The sequence below is a fragment of the Duncaniella dubosii genome (assembly GCF_004803915.1).
GTDB lineage: Bacteria > Bacteroidota > Bacteroidia > Bacteroidales > Muribaculaceae > Duncaniella > Duncaniella dubosii.
Window position 1 is genome coordinate 1874167 of sequence record NZ_CP039396.1, and the last position, 17034, is coordinate 1891200.

At 49.4% G+C, this 17034-nt stretch carries 15 protein-coding genes; 7 read left to right on the forward strand and 8 right to left on the reverse strand.

Annotated features, from left to right (window positions below; genetic code table 11):
• Window positions 1-43 precede the first annotated feature (43 nt).
• A complete protein-coding gene (locus tag E7747_RS08225) occupies window positions 44-1285 on the forward strand; it encodes a bifunctional 3,4-dihydroxy-2-butanone-4-phosphate synthase/GTP cyclohydrolase II (RefSeq protein ID WP_123615150.1) in 1242 nt (413 codons plus the stop codon).
• 106 nt (window positions 1286-1391) lie between these two features.
• On the opposite strand, the gene crcB is transcribed toward E7747_RS08225, so the two are convergent.
• The 3 genes from crcB to E7747_RS08240 are packed head-to-tail and all read right to left on the reverse strand — an operon-like array spanning window position 1392 to window position 3412.
• The gene (gene crcB, locus E7747_RS08230) at window positions 1392-1772 is read right to left on the reverse strand and encodes a fluoride efflux transporter CrcB (RefSeq protein ID WP_123615149.1); all 381 of its coding nucleotides are present in this window, start codon (window positions 1770-1772) and stop codon (window positions 1392-1394) included.
• Between the two features lie 25 nt (window positions 1773-1797).
• A complete protein-coding gene (locus tag E7747_RS08235; protein WP_136415328.1) occupies window positions 1798-2490 on the reverse strand; it encodes a metal ABC transporter ATP-binding protein in 693 nt (230 codons plus the stop codon).
• 28 nt (window positions 2491-2518) lie between these two features.
• Window positions 2519-3412 (reverse strand): metal ABC transporter solute-binding protein, Zn/Mn family, encoded by an 894-nt coding sequence (locus E7747_RS08240; RefSeq protein ID WP_123615147.1) that lies wholly within the window; start codon window positions 3410-3412, stop codon window positions 2519-2521.
• Between the two features lie 325 nt (window positions 3413-3737).
• On the opposite strand from E7747_RS08240, the gene E7747_RS08245 reads away from it, so the two are divergent.
• The 5 genes from E7747_RS08245 (at window position 3738) to E7747_RS08265 (ending at window position 8781) form a co-directional block, all read left to right on the forward strand.
• On the forward strand, window positions 3738-5282 hold the full coding sequence (locus E7747_RS08245) for a glycine--tRNA ligase (protein ID WP_123615146.1): 1545 nt from the start codon (window positions 3738-3740) through the stop codon (window positions 5280-5282).
• A 98-nt stretch (window positions 5283-5380) separates the two neighbouring features.
• Window positions 5381-5959 (forward strand): LemA family protein, encoded by a 579-nt coding sequence (locus E7747_RS08250; RefSeq protein WP_123615199.1) that lies wholly within the window; start codon window positions 5381-5383, stop codon window positions 5957-5959.
• Window positions 5960-5968: 9 nt separating this feature from the next.
• Window positions 5969-6520, forward strand: a complete 552-nt coding sequence (locus E7747_RS08255; protein WP_136415330.1) for an FKBP-type peptidyl-prolyl cis-trans isomerase — start codon at window positions 5969-5971, stop codon at window positions 6518-6520.
• A 1-nt stretch (window position 6521) separates the two neighbouring features.
• A complete protein-coding gene (gene tgt, locus E7747_RS08260; RefSeq protein ID WP_136415332.1) occupies window positions 6522-7652 on the forward strand; it encodes a tRNA guanosine(34) transglycosylase Tgt in 1131 nt (376 codons plus the stop codon).
• Window positions 7653-7710: 58 nt separating this feature from the next.
• Window positions 7711-8781: an LptF/LptG family permease gene (locus E7747_RS08265; RefSeq protein ID WP_123615143.1), complete on the forward strand. Its 1071-nt coding sequence runs from the start codon at window positions 7711-7713 to the stop codon at window positions 8779-8781.
• A 123-nt stretch (window positions 8782-8904) separates the two neighbouring features.
• Here the strand turns inward: E7747_RS08265 and E7747_RS08270 are convergent, their stop codons facing one another.
• Entirely contained in the window at window positions 8905-10161 is a 1257-nt protein-coding gene (locus tag E7747_RS08270; RefSeq protein WP_136415334.1) for a hypothetical protein, read from the reverse strand.
• A gap of 257 nt (window positions 10162-10418) precedes the next feature.
• On the opposite strand from E7747_RS08270, the gene E7747_RS08275 reads away from it, so the two are divergent.
• Complete coding sequence (locus tag E7747_RS08275; protein ID WP_136415336.1) at window positions 10419-11741, forward strand: carboxypeptidase-like regulatory domain-containing protein; 1323 nt, start codon at window positions 10419-10421, stop codon at window positions 11739-11741.
• Window positions 11742-11851: 110 nt separating this feature from the next.
• Here E7747_RS08275 and thiL read toward each other — a convergent pair whose 3' ends face one another.
• The 4 genes from thiL to sppA form a co-directional block, all read right to left on the reverse strand.
• Entirely contained in the window at window positions 11852-12874 is a 1023-nt protein-coding gene (thiL, locus tag E7747_RS08280; RefSeq protein ID WP_136415338.1) for a thiamine-phosphate kinase, read from the reverse strand.
• Window positions 12875-12961: 87 nt separating this feature from the next.
• Window positions 12962-13774 (reverse strand): purine-nucleoside phosphorylase, encoded by an 813-nt coding sequence (locus tag E7747_RS08285; RefSeq protein ID WP_123615139.1) that lies wholly within the window; start codon window positions 13772-13774, stop codon window positions 12962-12964.
• 90 nt (window positions 13775-13864) lie between these two features.
• Window positions 13865-14938 carry a tetraacyldisaccharide 4'-kinase gene (gene lpxK, locus E7747_RS08290; RefSeq protein WP_123615138.1) on the reverse strand — a complete coding sequence of 358 codons (1074 nt, stop codon included), beginning with the start codon at window positions 14936-14938 and terminating at the stop codon, window positions 13865-13867.
• Between the two features lie 74 nt (window positions 14939-15012).
• Window positions 15013-16794 (reverse strand): signal peptide peptidase SppA, encoded by a 1782-nt coding sequence (gene sppA, locus E7747_RS08295; protein ID WP_136415340.1) that lies wholly within the window; start codon window positions 16792-16794, stop codon window positions 15013-15015.
• Between the last annotated feature and the right edge of the window lie 240 nt (window positions 16795-17034).

Sequence of the window (17034 nt, forward strand, 5' to 3'; positions counted from 1 at the left end):
TGTCGCAAAATAATTCTAAATCCGTTGAAAAATCTCCTAAACGATGGAAAATAAGATAAAATTAGATACGATTGAAGAGGCTCTCGCCGATTTCCGCGAAGGCAAATTCGTGATTGTGGTCGATGACGAGGACCGTGAAAACGAGGGTGACCTCATTATAGCTGCCGAGAAGGTCACTCCTGAAGCTGTGAACTTCATGATAACCAACGCGCGTGGCGAGCTCTGCGCTCCGGTGACCATTTCACGCTGCAAGGAACTGGGATTGCAGCATCAGGTCGAGGACAACACCTCGATGCTCGGCACGCCTTTCACCGTGACTGTCGACCTGCTTCCCGGCTGTACGACCGGTGTTTCAGCCCACGACCGTGCCGCGACCATCCGCGCTCTTGCCGACCCGTCGGTGACTCCCGGTATGTTCGGCCGCCCCGGACATGTGCATCCGCTCTATGCACAGGATGCAGGCGTGCTCCGCCGTGCCGGCCACACGGAGGCTGCGATTGACCTTGCAAGACTGTCTGGCATGTATCCGGCTGCCTCGCTTATCGAGATTCTTAACGAGGACGGCACGATGGCACGTCTCCCGCAGTTGCGCCGTAAAGCTGATGAGTGGGGACTGAAACTCATATCTATCCGTGACCTTATAGCATACCGTCTGCGCACCGAGTCGCTTGTCGAGGAAGGTGTGGAGGTCGACATGCCTACGGCTTACGGACATTTTCGTCTTATTCCTTTCCGCCAGAAAAGCAACGGGCTTGAACATATTGCTCTGATAAAGGGTGATGTCAGCGGTGACGATGCAGTGCTTGTGCGAGTCCATTCCTCGTGTGCCACCGGCGACATATTCGGTTCGATGCGTTGTGACTGCGGCGAGCAGCTCCACAAGGCTATGGAGCTTATCGAGAAAGAGGGTCGCGGTGCTATCGTCTATCTTAACCAAGAGGGTCGCGGGATAGGTCTGATGGAGAAAATTAAGGCTTATAAGCTTCAGGAAGAGGGGCTCGACACGGTGGATGCAAATATTCATCTCGGTCACAAGGCTGACGAGCGCGATTATGGCGTAGGCGCATCAATTCTCAATCTTCTCGGCATACGTAAGATGAAGCTTATCACCAACAATCCGGTAAAGCGTATCGGGCTTGAAGGCTATGGGCTTGAAGTGGTCGATAATGTCGGCATTGAAATTGCTCCTAACCGCTATAATCTCCGTTATATGCTCACAAAGCAACATCGCATGGGGCATACCCTGCACATGAACGATAATCCAGATCCGAATAAGGAGATATAATCATATAATATCAGGGGATAAATAAAAACATTGCGCTGCCACACATGACCCGAATAATTTCATCCGGTCTGCGTGGCAGCGAAATGTTTTTTGTTATTGATGGCTGTCAGATGCTCCGGGCTATCCAGTGGCCCGCATATGCAAGAAGGAGTCCGACGGTAAAGCTCGCACCGGCGTAAAGCGCAAGCGCGGGAAACTCCGACGAATCGAAAAGCATGTAGTTTTCGTGAATGAAGGTCGAAAATGTCGTGAATCCTCCGCAAAATCCCACTGTAAGAAATATCTTCACATCCTGCGGGATATTGGTGCCACGGTCTATCGCTCCATATATAAGTCCGATGATGAAGCATCCGGCTACGTTCACGGCAAACGTACCCCACGGGAACAATGCAGCTCCTGACAGCGATTGAACCCAACGCCCGACAAGGTAGCGGGCAACACCTCCGAGGCCGCTTCCGGCCGCTATACACAGTAGGGTTTTCAGCATATCGGCTTAGGTTGTTTTTCACCCTTCAGTCATCACAGTCATAGTGGACATGGTGATGGGCTGAATGGCATTCGGTCAGCGTATGGTCGATGATGAGGTGGCGGTTGGCCATGCCGGCGATGGTCGACATTTCGTGTGAAACAAGCAAAAGGGTAGTGGTCTTTGCGAGTTCGGCCACAAGGTCGTAGATGTAGTGTTCGAAACGCTTGTCGACGTAGCTCAGCGGCTCGTCGAGCACGAGCAGTTTCGGCCGTGAGATTATGGCGCGTCCAAGCAGGGCGCGTTGCAACTGACCTCCCGACAGGTTGCCGATGCTCGCCTTTGCATGGCTTTCAAGCCCCATGAGACCTATGGTTTCTTTGACGCGGCTCTTCACTTTATTGCTCGGCAAATTCTCTCCGATTAGCCCTGAGGCTATGACTTCCTCGACATCGATAGGAAAATGTGAGTCAATCAGATTTTTTTGCGGGAGATAGCCGATTGAAAGTTCGTCGGCCGGTTTGCCGTCACGATAATATGTCACGTTTCCTTCCGTCGGTTTCAATAACTTCAGGAGTATGCGGAGCAGCGTTGTCTTTCCTCCGCCGTTAGGACCTGTAATGGCAATGAAATCGCCTTGACGGACATCAAAATTGATGTCCGTCAAGGCTGTTTTTCCTGCCCAGCGTTTGGAGATGTTGCGCAGGGATATGATTATCTCGTTTTCGGTTGGTTTCATTTATGAGTCAGGAGGTGGATTTTCATGCTTATTCGGCAATTGTGTCGGTGGCAGCGATGGCATCGGCTATTGCTGTCATTTCCTTTTCCCATTCGTAGGAGAGAGGGTTGATATTGACTTTTGTGAGACCGAGTTGCGAGCTGAGGGCTTCGGCCTGACGGCTGTCGAGGTCTTTCTGGTAGAAGAATATTCGGGCCTTGTGCTCGGACGCATGGTCGATTGTCTCTTTCAGCGTGCCCATTGCCACTTCCTTGTTGTCGGCGTTGCCTGCGGTTATCTGTTCGAGTCCATAGTCACGCGCGAAATAGCTGAGCGACGGATGCCATACCATGAATGCCTCGCCTTTGTGTGGAGCAAGTCTGATTGTCAGCTCATTGTCGAGCGAATCGAGCCTTGCGGCGAAACGGTCGTAGTTGCTGCGGTAATAGTCAGCGTTTGATGGATCGATTTCGGTCATGGCTATAAGCATGTTCTTGCTTATTATCTTCACGTTTTTGACTGAGGTCCATGTATGCGGGTCAATCACGTCGTGCGTGATGCCGCCGTGGCTGTGAGTCCCGGTGACGGGCATTACTCCAAGGGAAGTGTTGAAGATAGGCAGGTCGGGGTTCTCGCTGTGTACCTTGTCGAGTATGGCTGCCTCGAAACCGATGTTGCCCATGCGGAGGAAGCCGATTGACTTCGTGAGGTTGATGATATGGTTGACCGAAGGGTCGAATGTCTCGGGATTAGCGCCGTTGGCAATCAGGGTACGTATCTCCACGCGGTTGCCCGTTATCTGTTCGAGTATATATTTCTGAGGCTCGATGCTGACGGTGACTATGGGCGTGTCGTGAGTAGTGGCCGTGCATGCGACCAACAGGCCGAGCCACGCGGCTAAACTGACTATGATGGGAGGGAAAAATATATTATTGGATTTCATCTATTACTTAAAAATTGCCCTTATGTGATTTATATAACGCTCTTATTGCATAAATATTTGCAAATATAAGCAATTTTTAGCAATTATGCCTTGGCTATTAAGAAAATTTTTCATTTTGTCGTTTAATTATTTCCTCTTCTATACGTGTTACAGATTGCTTTATAATGGCTTGAATCGGCTGATTTTGATGAATTTCTGAGGTGTGGGGGTGATAGGCGTGGTATAAGTGGCTATGATTCGGATTTTTTTATTAACTTTGCACATTCCAAGAGGATTAACTCTTTCATAAATCAGAATATAATTCATTTCCATTACATAAACCGAAATGGCAACACAAGAAGACGTTTTCAAGAAAATAGTAAGCCATGCCAAGGAGTATGGCTTCGTGTTTCAGTCAAGCGAGATTTACGATGGCCTTTCAGCCGTCTATGACTACGGTCAGAACGGCGTAGAGCTTAAAAACAACATCAAGCGCTATTGGTGGGATTCGATGACCCTCCTCCACGAGAACATCGTGGGTATCGACTCTGCCATCTTCATGCACCCGACCATCTGGAAGGCTTCGGGTCACGTCGACGCGTTCAATGACCCGCTGATTGACAACAAGGATTCGAAGAAGCGTTACCGTGCCGATGTACTCATTGAAGAGCAGATCGCCAAAATTGAAGAAAAAATCGAAAAGGAAGTGGCTAAGGCCGCCAAACGTTTCGGCGATAGCTTTGACGAAGCCATGTTCCGCCAGACAAATCCCCGCGTACTCGAACACACAGCCAAGCGCGATGCCCTCCATGAGCGTTTCGCTACTGCGATGAATGACGGAAATCTCGACGAGCTCCGTCAGATTATTATCGACGAGGAGATTGTATGCCCGATTTCAGGCACTAAGAACTGGACCGAGGTGCGTCAGTTCAACCTCATGTTCAAGACCGAGATGGGCTCGACCGCTGACGGAGCGATGACTGTTTATCTCCGTCCTGAAACAGCTCAGGGTATCTTTGTCAACTACCTCAACGTGCAGAAGACCGGCCGTATGCGCATCCCCTTTGGTATCGCCCAGATCGGCAAGGCGTTCCGCAACGAGATTGTGGCCCGTCAGTTCATCTTCCGCATGCGTGAGTTCGAACAGATGGAGATGCAGTTCTTCGTGCGCCCCGGCACAGAGATGGAATGGTTCAACAACTGGAAGCAGTTCCGTCTTCGCTGGCACAAGGCTCTCGGTCTCGGCGATGAGAAGTATCGCTACCATGACCACGAGAAGCTCGCTCACTATGCCAACGCTGCCACCGACATCGAGTTCCAGATGCCATTCGGTTTCAAGGAAGTGGAGGGTATACATTCGCGCACAAACTTCGACCTCTCGCAGCACGAGAAATTCTCAGGCAAGAAAATACAGTATTTCGATCCCGAGCTAAACGAAAGCTATACTCCCTACGTCATCGAGACATCAATCGGTGTCGACCGTATGTTCCTCAGTGTTCTTTGCTCGTCATACGAGGAGCAGGAGCTTGAAGGCGGCGACAAGCGCGTCGTTCTCCACCTTCCCGCCCCCCTCGCGCCTGTGAAGTGTGCCGTGATGCCTCTCGTCCGCAAGGACGGTCTGCCCGACAAGGCCCGCGAGATTGTCAACGAGCTTAAGTTTGATTTCGCCACCCACTATGAGGAAAAAGATTCTATCGGCAAGCGTTACCGCCGTCAGGATGCAATCGGAACTCCTTTCTGCATCACTGTCGACCATCAGACTCTCGAAGACAACACCGTCACTCTCCGCGAACGCGACTCAATGGAGCAGAAGCGCGTGAAGATCGAGGATCTCCACAAGCTCATCCACGATGAGGTGTCGCTCAACGCGCTTCTTCGCAAGCTCGCTTAATGCTGACGGATATTCTCCGAATACCATAAATGCAGGGATGCGCTAAGGCGTGTCCCTGCAATCTCAAAAAAACAAATCACTCCTTTAACTCCCCTAAAATGAAAACTTTCAAACTATTATTGCTCATCGTGTGCATGCTTCCGACGCTGTCGTCATGTAACTATAATTCTCTTGTAGAGAAAAAGCAGGGTGTAGAGCAGTCATGGGCTGAGGTGCAGAACCAATATCAGCGCCGTGCCGATCTTATTCCTAACCTTGTGGCGACAGTCAAGGGCTATGCCACACATGAGAGCGAAACGCTCGAAAAGGTTACACAGGCACGCGCTGCTGCTACATCGGTCAACATTAACGCCGAAGACCTCAATGAAGAGACGCTTGCAAAGTTTCAGGCTGCACAAAATCAGCTGACAGGCGCGCTCAAATCGCTTCTTGCTGTCTCTGAAGCGTATCCCGATCTGAAGGCAAACGAGAATTTCCGCGACCTTCAGGTGCAGCTTGAGGGTACTGAAAACCGCATTGCCACTGCACGCGGACGTTACACTCAGGTCGTTGCCGATTATAACACATCAATCAAGAAATTCCCCACAAACATTTACGCCGGATGGTTCGGCTTTGAGTCTCAGCCTCAGTTCAAGGCCGATGAGTCGGCTCAGCGTGCCCCCGAAGTGAAATTCTAAACTAAGCAGATGTCTAAATTCAGATCAATCTTTGCCATATTTCTCCTTGCAAGCCTTGGAGCAGTCATCACAACATCCTGCGACGATGATAATGTCTGGTCAGATTATAAGGAATGGCGAATAGCCAATGAGGAATTCTTCGACGAGCAGCGCTTCATGATGGAGGACGGTGAAAACGTCTATCAGACAGTTACTCCGTCGTGGAATCCTTCAGCCCAGATACTCATGCGTTATCTTAATGACCGCAGCAAGACTGAGGGAAATCTCACTCCGCTTCTGACATCGACAGTCGATGTGAAATATATCGGACGTCTGTATAACGGAGTTGCATTTGACTCGTCATATACCAACACCGACAGCATCTTTACGACTACTCCGGGTTCTGTCATTCAGGGCTGGACAATCGCGCTCATGAACATGCGTGTCGGCGACAGTGCCCGTATCGTTATCCCTTACAAGCTCGCCTACGGTTCGTCGGGTTCAGGTGCTATTCTGCCTTATTCGACACTTGTGTTCGACGTAAAGCTTGTCGACATACCTTATTACGAAGTGCGTCCCTGATATGGATTTTAAGTTAGAAGCGACCGCGCCGGACTCCGCAGCCCGCGCCGGTGTCATCACGACAGACCACGGAGAAATCCGGACTCCGATTTTCATGCCTGTCGGCACTCTCGGAAGTGTGAAGGCGGTTCATCAGCATGAACTCCGCGATGATATCAAGGCTCAGATTATCCTTGGAAACACCTATCATCTCTATCTCCGTCCCGGAATCGAGATTCTTGAAAAAGCCGGAGGTCTCCACAAGTTCAACGGCTGGGAACGCCCGATTCTTACCGACAGCGGAGGCTTTCAGGTATTTTCGCTGTCGGCAAACCGCAAGCTGACAGAAGAAGGGGCGTGGTTCAGGTCGCACATCGATGGTTCGAAACATCTCTTCACACCTGAAAGGGTGGTGGATATAGAGCGTTCGATAGGCGCTGACATAATGATGGCGCTTGATGAGTGTCCTCCCGGAACAGCCGACTACAGCTATGCCCGAAAGTCGCTTGACCTCACCCACCGCTGGCTTTCCCGTGGATGGAAACGCTATAAGGAGACAGAGGGAAAGTATGGCTACTCACAGGCATACTTCCCGATTGTGCAGGGTGTCACTTATCCCGACCTGCGTCGTGAATCAGCGAAATTCGTAGCCGATCTTGGGGCTGACGGCAATGCCATCGGCGGTCTTGCCGTAGGCGAACCTGCCGAAGTCATGTATGACATGATTGAGGTTGTCAACGAGATTCTCCCCAAGGACCGTCCGCGCTATCTGATGGGTGTCGGCACTCCGGCCAACATCCTTGAGGGAATCGACAGAGGTGTCGACATGTTTGACTGCGTGATGCCTACCCGCAACGGCCGCAACGGCATGCTTTTCACGCGCCACGGCATCATGAACATGCGCAACAAGAAGTGGGCCGACGATTTCTCGCCTATTCAGGAAGACGGCCCGAGCTATGTCGACGTGACCTATTCAAAGGCATATCTGCGTCACCTGTTCATCGCCGACGAGATTCTTGCCATGCAGATAGCTTCGATACATAACCTCGCGTTCTACCTGTGGCTCGTCGGAGAAGCCCGCAAGCATATACTTGCCAGTGATTTCAAGCCGTGGAAACGGGAGATGCTCGAATGTGTCACCCGTCGTCTCTGACCCCTCATGATAAATTAATAACTGTCATTTTAGAAGCTGTTAAAATCAACGCACCCACGTGAAGATTCTTGACTGGTATATAATCAAGAAGTTCCTTGGAACTTACGTTTTTGCGATTGCCCTCATTCTGGCAATCACAATCATGTTTGACATCAACGAAAAACTTGATGCCTTTCTTAAGGCACCGCTGAAGGCGACGGTGTTTGATTATTTTCTCAACTTTCTCCCTTACTTCGCCAACCAGTTCAGTCCGCTCTTCACCTTCATCGCTGTAATCTTTTTCACGTCGAAACTTGCCGATAATTCTGAAATCATCGCTATGCTCTCGACTGGAATGAGCTACCGGCGATTGCTGCGTCCCTACATGGTAAGCGCCACGGTTATAGCTATCGTGACCTATATACTCAGCGCCTATATAATCCCTCCCGCCAATGTTGAGCGAATAGAATACACCAACACTTATGTCAAGAACAAGAGAGTCGACTACGGTACGAATATTCAGCTTCAGGTGGCCAAGGGTGAGATTGCATATATGTCGCGTTATGACAACACGAGCAAGACCGGCTATAAGTTTTCTCTTGAGTCGTTTGAGGATAAGAAGCTTGTGTCACGTCTGACGGCTCAGACCATCCGCTGGGACACTCTTCACCGCTGGACGGTGCGCGACTATATGATACGTGATTTCGACGGGCAGCGAGAAAAAATACGTCGCGGTGCACGTCTGGACACTGTCATACCTATTGAGCCCCGTGATTTTCTGATTTCAAAAAATGACCATGAGACCATGACTTCTCCCGCTCTACGTGAATACATATCGCGTCAGAAAGAGCGTGGAGTGGCAAACATAAAGTCGTTTGAGATTGAAAACCACAAGCGCTATGCCATGACCGCCGCTGCATTCATCCTTACAGTCATAGGTATGTCTCTTTCATCGCGTAAGATAAAGGGTGGAATGGGTGTCAATATCGGTATAGGTCTTGTGCTCAGTTTCAGTTATATCCTTTTTATGACTGTGACTTCGACTTTTGCAGTTTCGGGCTATACGTCTCCGATGGTAGCGATGTGGATTCCGAATATTCTTTATTCAATAATCGCCATCTATCTTTACTATAAGGTGTCTCACCAGTAGGACTCCGGATATATTATAACAGAGCCCGGCCTCACTTCCTTGGTTTCAGCAAATGATTGCCGATGCCGTGAAGTGAGGCCGGGCTCTGTTATGCGGTAGGATAGTCTGGCTGTAAGTCTTGGTTTACATTCCGAATGTAAGTGTTGTCAGATATCGTATGCCCGGACCGATGTTGTTCTGTCCGAATGTCAGTGTGATGTACCCGTTGTTTCCGCCAAACCATGTTGCGCCGATTGAACCGACCGTATTGTTTACAGAAATCGGCATGCCATAAGTGGCGACGAGGGAGTTGTAGACTTTGTTGTAGCGGGCGAGGTCGTATACAGGGGTTGAGTAGTAGAACGATGAGACATCGAGACCTGAGTTCCCGTAGTAGAGAGCGGCATCAGTCCACACGTAGTTCAGGGCTGAGACATTACGCAGGTAGACCACATTGTCGGTATATCCGTCGACGGTATATCCGGCGTTGAACAGATAGTCGAGTGACAGATTTATAGCTGTACCGAATGTCAGGCCAAGGATTCCGCGTATGACCGGTATGCGTCCTGCCGGACGCCATCCTCTTGGGGGCATGGGACGGTGATGCGGGCGTATCATCGGCGGACGGTAGGGACGGTGAGGAGGTGCCATCATCGGTGGCCGGGCTGCCACATGGCCGTTTCCGGGTCTCACTCCGGGGCGGTGGCCGGGATTGATCACAGGTCGGTGGCCGTGTTGGTTTCCGGGTCTGTTTGGTTTGGTGTTGTGCTCGGGACGTTGCTCGTTAATCCCCGGACGGCCGGCGTTCGGACGGTTGTTGTGTCCGGGGCGTATTCCTTCAGGCCGGTGATTATTGTCATTCGGCCGGTTGCCAGGATTCAATCCATTATTTCCGTTTCCGGGACGGTGCTGGTCATTTATACCGGGTCTATTGTGGCTATTGCCATTGTCAGGACGGTTATTATTGCTGTTGTTTCCGTGGTTGGGGCGATTCGGATTGTTATTTATACCGGGACGAGTTCCGGTGTTATGTCCCGGACGGGAGTTTGAACCACCGTTGCCGATAGTGCCTTGCTCGGGATGTTTGTTGTTGCCCGGTGTGCCGGTAATTCCGGGACGTGTTCCGGTTGAGGCCGGACGGTTATTTGTCGAGCCGTTGTTTCCGGGACGGGTGTTCGGACGGTGTGAATTATTATTATGGCTGGAATTTCCTCGATTTGAATTTGTGTTGTGATTGCGGTCATTTCCACGGCTTGGACGCGAATTGTTGTTCGTGCGTTCGAGGTGGCCTCCCCGGCCTCCGTTCGTTACGCCTTCATGTCGGCCTTGAGCTGAAACCACGGGCATTGCAAGTGCGCCGCAAAGGAGTGCCAGCGATATGTTGCGTAGAATTCTTTTCATTGGTTTTTGTCAGTTAATGGTAGATAAAATCATATATTCTATAGATTGGAACGATTATTATCTAAAAGGTTTAACTGTCATAACCATAAAATAGTTTAAAATCCGTCGGTATAAAATTGACCCGGATGTTTCACCGGATGCTACCCCTCATTTTGGCGCTTTTGTAGCAGACGTGTCGTATTTTCGCCATGGAAGTTAGGACAACTTCGGTTATTTATTGTATTTTTGCCTGATAACGCAAAGTTTCGGTAGTGGATATGTCACGCTATGTCACGTTAGTCCTGATTTTTCTTTTCTCTCTCCTTGATGTAAAGGGGCAGGTGCGTCATGCCGTTGTGGCAGACTCTGCTAACGGAATGCCGCTGTCAGGAACTTCTGTATTTGACCGTGATGGCAATATTATAGGGATGTGTGGCAGGAGCGGGACAATTCCTTATGTATCTTCCGGCAGCTATCCATTGACATTACGATGTCTTGGCTATGAGGAAAAAGTCGTCAGATCGATAGATTCTGACACAATTTTCCTTCGTGAATGTATAACCGAACTTCCGGAAGTTGTAATTGAATCGCGTCAGCACAAGGTGTTGCATGTATTGGCCTATATGCGTGAATATTCGAAGCTGAGCACATATACCGATACCGTGTTTCTGTTCCGGGAAAAGATGGTTGACTATATGTTGCTGCCTGATGAAAAGATCCGGTTTAGAGGATGGTCTATGCCAAGGGTGATAAAGAGCAGGTCTTATTATCGGTTTACCAATGCCGAGGGGCTTGACAGTGTGAGCGACGAGTGTGTCCATCATTTTTCATGGTCTGACTGGTTGGGAGTGAAGACATGTGTTAAAATACCAACGGCATTGAACAGTCTGGAATGCGGGGCGGATACTCTCAGAGGCAGGTATGGCCCATCGGAAATCTGGATTAGAAACAACGACAGGATGACTGTAGATGTGGATGTGCTTGCTGATACAGTCGGGCGGAAGTGGATTCCGAACCTTTCGGCTTTTTTCAAGGATAATCTTGATTTTGAAAATTTCCGTGTGAGGTTTAACTATGATAATTTGGCCGGAGATGCTGTGTCAAACAAGGATCTGACAGGCTATTCATTTAATATCGAGTCAAGAGGCAGAGGCCATGATATGTTCAGGTTCAATAACATCGACGAGCCGTTTTTTGTGACCACTTACGGTGAAGTGTATATGATTGATAAGGAATACATCACTGTAAAAGAGGCAAAGGAATGGGAAAAACATAATTTCGGCGCTGATGAAATCGGAATGTACATCCTCAAGGAAGCTCCGGAGATTCAGCCTCCGATACAGGAGCTTGTCAGACGTGTCGGTATGATTGATAAAGGTGGTGTGAGGCTGAATGTCGCACCTGATGTCAGGCTTATCAGCCCTCATACAGGCAACAGAAATTATCATTTCGGGCGACGGGTGCTATTGTTACTGAAGGAGGTGACGGGGATTACATTGGTAAAGTCGCATAGAAACATGAATAATAACTGGCGGAAGTTCAGAAAAGAAACGATGTCAAAGAAGTCTAAGGGGAAGAAAGTCAGACGGACGGGAAAATGAGATTCCTGCCGATGAGTGAAGCGAACATGGTCGGACGATAAAACATAAGCACCGCTCTCACGTATATGTCTCACGTTGAAAGCAATGCTTACGTTTTAAGAATAATTCTGTTATTCGGCGGCGAGGGGATTCCAGCCTTGGGCGCGGAGTGGTATTTCAGTACCGTCACGGGTGATCATGGCACATCCGAGATCGGCTTTGGTTATGTGGCCGATCAGTTTTACGTCGGGCAGTTTCTCTATCTGTTCGTGATAATGTAGCGGGACAGTGAACAGGAGTTCGTAGTCTTCTCCTCCGTTCAAGGCGGCTGTCACGAGGTTCATACCGAGTTCCTCAGCCATGATGGCGGTCTGATAGTCGATAGGTATTCGATCTTCATACACACGGCATCCGACATTGCTCTGCTTGCATATATGCAACAGTTCTGAACTCAGGCCGTCGCTGACATCCATCATGGCGGTCGGGACGATTCCAGCCTTGGCAAGCTCTTCGATGATATCACGGCGAGCTTCGGGCTTCAGCTGGCGTTCGACAAGATATTCCTTGCCTTCGAACTTCGGAATGAAATCTTTTTGTCCGGCTGATGCAATTTTCTCGCGTTCGAGAAGCTGGAGTCCCATATAGGCGGCTCCGAGGTCGCCTGAAACGCAGATCAAGTCCGTATCTTTCGCTCCCGAACGGCTTACGACTTTGTCGGCAGGGGCTTCACCTATACATGTGATGGAAATTACCAGCCCTTGACGTGAAGATGTCGTGTCGCCTCCGACGAGATCCACACCGTAGATTTCGCAGGCAAGACGTATGCCGGCGAAAAGTTCCTCGATATGTTCGACTGTGAAACGTTTCGAGATGCCAAGAGAAACGGTAATCTGGCGAGGTGTGCCGTTCATTGCGTAGACATCTGAAAAGTTTACTATAGCTGATTTATAACCGAGATGCTTGAGTGGGACGTATGTTAGATCGAAGTGGACTCCTTCGAGCAGGAGGTCTGTCGTGACGAGAATGTCAGTCTCGCGGTTGCGTAAAATCGCGCAGTCATCGCCGACACCTTTTACGGTTGAGCTGTTGACCGGTTTGAGCCCGGCTGTGAGACGGTCGATAAGACCAAATTCGCCTAATTCGGAAATTTCCATATTGAGCAGATTCTATATAGGTGATGATTCGGAATAAGGCCACCGCATGCGGTGGCCTTATGGTTATTTTATCTTTTCAGACAGGTATCAGCAACGGTTGACAAGTTCCTTCATGATTTCGAGGCACTTGGGCTGTGCGATGAGAGCGGCTTGCTGTACTTCCTCGTGGGTCGGGACTTGGGTTACATCTTTGCCACCGAGGTCGGTGATGACCGATATGCCGTAGACACGCATTCCTGCATGGTTTGCGACAATGACTTCCGGGACTGTTGACATACCGACACAGTCACCGCCGATGATGCGGTAGAATTCATATTCGGCAGGGGTCTCGAAAGTAGGGCCTGTGACACCTACATATACGCCGTGCATCAGGCGTATGCCCTTTTCTTCGGCAATCTTGTCGGCAAGACTCATTAGCTCTTTGTCATAGGCGTTTGTCATAGCAGGGAAGCGAGTGCCCAGCTCGTTATAGTTCTTGCCACGGAGAGGTGATTCGGGGAAGAGGTTGATGTGGTCGGTGATAGTCATCACGTCGCCTACCTGAAATTCCTTGTTCATTCCGCCTGAAGCATTGCTGACAAAAAGAGTGTCGACACCGAGAGCCTTGAACACGCGAACAGGGAAAGTGACCTGTTTCATGTCATAGCCTTCGTAGTAATGGAAACGGCCCTGCATGGCGATGACAAGTTTGTTGCCGAGTTTGCCGAAGATGAGGTTGCCGCTATGGCCTTCGACAGTCGACACCGGGAAATTAGGAATTTCTGAATAAGGAATATAGATTTTATCGTCGATATGGTCCACGAGCGCACCGAGTCCGGTTCCGAGGATAATAGCTGTCTTAGGCATTTCATCCACTTTCGAGCGGAGGAAATCAGCTGTCTGTTTGATTTGTTCTAACATGGTTCTTATGATATTGATGATTATAGATTTCCGGCTGCTTAAGCACTATATGCACATGTGTCTGATGCGCATGAGGATGCAGTCAGGATACTAAGATTTAAACAAACGGGAGTCGCGGATGGTTTTTTCAAGTCCGGAAGTGAAATCAGGCTCTCCGCGGTCTATGAATTCAACCTTTATAGGAACGTAGAATATGGACTGTTTCAGACGATGGGGGAAGTAGGGATTGTTGAGTATGCGTACAGCGTCTTTCTCAGTCGTTACAATGAATTTTCGTTTGCCTTGTAGCTGGTCAAACAGGTTTGTGATTTCCTCCATATCGGAGGAGCTGAAGTTGTGATGGTCTCTGAAACGTCTGAGCTGGACTTTGGCTTTATGCCGGCGCAGATAGCGGACAAACGGTTTTGGGTTGGCCACTCCTGTGACAACAAGGATTGATGTGTCGGCATTCTGAGAGTCAAGAGCCGGGATATCGGCTACTTCCTCCGGGAAAATCGGGACGAGATGGCCGTAGTTATACCGTGAAAAATAGAGTTTCTGATAGGGGAACAGTTTCAGATTTTCTTCAAAGATGCGGTAGTCCATCGCTTTCATTCCGAGCGGACATTTTGTCACAACCACTATCTCTGCTCTGTTCAGAGCTCTGGAGGGTTCTCGCAGACGTCCGTAGGGTAGGAGTTTATCTTTGAATATAGGGCGGTTGTATTCGGTGAGGATGACAGAGGCCGATGGTTTTACATATCTGTGCTGGAACGCATCGTCGAGAATAATCATGTCGAGCTTTGGATTGATCTCACGCATCTTCCTGATGCCTTCTGAGCGTTTTTCGCATACGGCAAGAGTGATGTCAGGGCCGAATTTTCGATATATCTGATATGATTCGTCGCCTATATCCTCGGGGCGCGACTGGGGAGTGGCAAGGACAAATCCACTTGTCGCACGCTTATAGCCACGTGAAAGCACTCCGATGTTATATCGTCCCAGCATTGATCCGACAATATATTCGACGTGTGGAGTCTTGCCTGTGCCTCCCATGGCAAGATTGCCGACCACAACAATCGGGATGTCAAACTCCTGTTGCTTCAGCATGCCATACTCAAACATCTTGTTGCGTATGGCTATCCCCATCCCGTAGAGCTGCGAGATGGGATAGAGCAGAAGCATTGATAAGAATTTGCTGCGAGCCAATTAATTTTCAGAGTTTGAGGTTTGACTTTTGTATCAGAATGATTGTGTCGTTAAAGAGTGACATCCACAAAATCCATTCGGCACTGGAGGGTTGACATGCCTTTGACGCGCTCAAGCGTTTCGTAGAGCGATGACATCTCTCCCAGCTCATTGCGGACTATGGCGGCTTTGATGTCGCTGCCTGCAGCTTCGATTATGGAAGCATACCATTTCTGTTTGGGATTCGGATAGGTGCTGATGGTGTAGCTTTCGACATTAAGCTGCTTTGCCATTGCTGCGATGGCGGCATCGAGGCCACCGAGTTCATCGACAAGTCCGATGCGCAGTGCTTCGCGTCCGTCCCAGACACGGCCTTCGCCTATTTTCTTTATTGAGTCCTGAGAGATGTGACGGCCTTCGGCGCAGCGTTTTGTAAACAGGTCGTAGCCTCGTTCTACGTATGCCTGCATGGCTGAAGCCTCAGCGGGTGTCATGGGATCCATTATCGAGGGGAAGTTGCCGTTTGCGTTTGTCTTGACAGTCCCTGTGTTTATGCCGAGTTTATCGGAAAGCAGACGGTGGGCGTTGGGAATCATGCCGAAGATGCCGATTGAGCCTGTAAGAGTCACGGGCTGAGCGAAAATTTTGTCAGCTCCACAGCTGATGTAGTAACCGCCTGACGCTGCATAATCCGACATTGATACGTAGAATGGTTTGCCTGTCAGTTTCTTGAACTGTTGGAGGGCTTCCCATATCTGTTCTGACGCAAAGGCGCTGCCACCGGGAGAGTTGACATACATTATGAGAGCGTCGATGTCATCATTTTCAGCGAGATCAAGGATTTCAGGAACCATGTCGGCGGCTACTATGCCGTTGCCGCTTTCATCGGTGATATCGCCGCAGGCATAAAGGATTGCGATTTCAGCACCCTTGCCGTTGCCGACCGTGCTTATATCTGCTGTTTTCGCATAGTCTGCAACAGAAACATAGTCAATATCCTTGATCTTGTCGTGACCTGTCAGGTCGGCGAGTTTTTGGTCAAACTCGTGACGGTAGACGAGAGCATCGACAATACGGGCATCGATATATTCCTTCGGGTCTTTAGTGAAGATGAAATTGTCGGCCCATTCGTTGACCTTTGCGACATCGACACCTCTCGACTCGGCTATCGTCGAGTTGATTGTCTCCCAGATATTGTCGAGATAGAGTTGCTGCTGTTCGCGTGACGGTTCGCTCATATTGTCGAGAATGAACGGTTCGACGGCACTTTTGTATGTGCCGACTTTTACAACCTGCACGTCAACTCCGATTTTTTCAAGGAATTTGTGGAAGAAAAGTGTCGTGGCGGAGAGACCTCTGACATCGACAGAGCCTATGGGATTGATGAAAAGGCTGTCGGCGGCACTTGCTATGTAATAGTCGCCCTGAGTGTATGAATCGCCATAGGCGTAAATCCATTTGTCGGGAGCGGTTTGCTTGAACTTGTGGAGTGATTCGATGATTGCTGAACGCTGGGCGAGTCCTGCGGCTGATCCTGAGCAGTTGATGACGATTCCCTTGATGCGGTCATCGGTCGAAGCCGCTTCGATTGAGCCTGTGATATCGGAAAGAATTGTAATTCCTTTATCTTCTTCCTTGATAATGGACATGAAATCGATTTTGGGCTGTCGGTCAAGTATTGAGCCGGAGAGGTCGATCCGGAGTATGGAGTTGTCCTTTATGTCAACAGTAGACGAGCCTGCGGAATGGGCGATTGCCGCCGCGGCTACAATGAAAATACCGAAGATGGCCAGCAGCAGAGAGAACCAGATGCCGGCGAGCGTAGCGAGAAAAGAGATGAAAAATTTTTTCATTCCGAATAAGTTGATGTGAATGATTGATGACGCTAAAACTCTACAAAATTACGACATCGCTTTGTCAATAACAAATTTTTCGCCTAATAATAAATATGTAACGGAAATTAAAAGGCAAATCTTCAGCCATGAAGGACAATGGATGTATAACAGTCTGTTATGGTGCGGTAATGACATGAAATGTCCGAAACGGAGTGTTGTAAATGTGAAAACTGATACTTTTTTAACAAAGATATGTCA

What these genes read in the sequence shown, in the direction of transcription:
- E7747_RS08275 (WP_136415336.1), top strand. Translation starts at nt 10,419, where the DNA reads ATGTCACGCTATGTCACGTTAGTCCTGATTTTTCTTTTCTCTCTCCTT.
- E7747_RS08235 (WP_136415328.1), bottom strand. Translation starts at nt 2,490, where the DNA reads ATGAAACCAACCGAAAACGAGATAATCATATCCCTGCGCAACATCTCC.
- sppA (WP_136415340.1), bottom strand. Translation starts at nt 16,794, where the DNA reads ATGAAAAAATTTTTCATCTCTTTTCTCGCTACGCTCGCCGGCATCTGG.
- E7747_RS08225 (WP_123615150.1), top strand. Translation starts at nt 44, where the DNA reads ATGGAAAATAAGATAAAATTAGATACGATTGAAGAGGCTCTCGCCGAT.
- E7747_RS08270 (WP_136415334.1), bottom strand. Translation starts at nt 10,161, where the DNA reads ATGAAAAGAATTCTACGCAACATATCGCTGGCACTCCTTTGCGGCGCA.
- E7747_RS08285 (WP_123615139.1), bottom strand. Translation starts at nt 13,774, where the DNA reads ATGTTAGAACAAATCAAACAGACAGCTGATTTCCTCCGCTCGAAAGTG.
- crcB (WP_123615149.1), bottom strand. Translation starts at nt 1,772, where the DNA reads ATGCTGAAAACCCTACTGTGTATAGCGGCCGGAAGCGGCCTCGGAGGT.
- E7747_RS08250 (WP_123615199.1), top strand. Translation starts at nt 5,381, where the DNA reads ATGAAAACTTTCAAACTATTATTGCTCATCGTGTGCATGCTTCCGACG.
- thiL (WP_136415338.1), bottom strand. Translation starts at nt 12,874, where the DNA reads ATGGAAATTTCCGAATTAGGCGAATTTGGTCTTATCGACCGTCTCACA.
- lpxK (WP_123615138.1), bottom strand. Translation starts at nt 14,938, where the DNA reads ATGCTTCTGCTCTATCCCATCTCGCAGCTCTACGGGATGGGGATAGCC.
- E7747_RS08255 (WP_136415330.1), top strand. Translation starts at nt 5,969, where the DNA reads ATGTCTAAATTCAGATCAATCTTTGCCATATTTCTCCTTGCAAGCCTT.
- E7747_RS08240 (WP_123615147.1), bottom strand. Translation starts at nt 3,412, where the DNA reads ATGAAATCCAATAATATATTTTTCCCTCCCATCATAGTCAGTTTAGCC.
- tgt (WP_136415332.1), top strand. Translation starts at nt 6,522, where the DNA reads ATGGATTTTAAGTTAGAAGCGACCGCGCCGGACTCCGCAGCCCGCGCC.
- E7747_RS08245 (WP_123615146.1), top strand. Translation starts at nt 3,738, where the DNA reads ATGGCAACACAAGAAGACGTTTTCAAGAAAATAGTAAGCCATGCCAAG.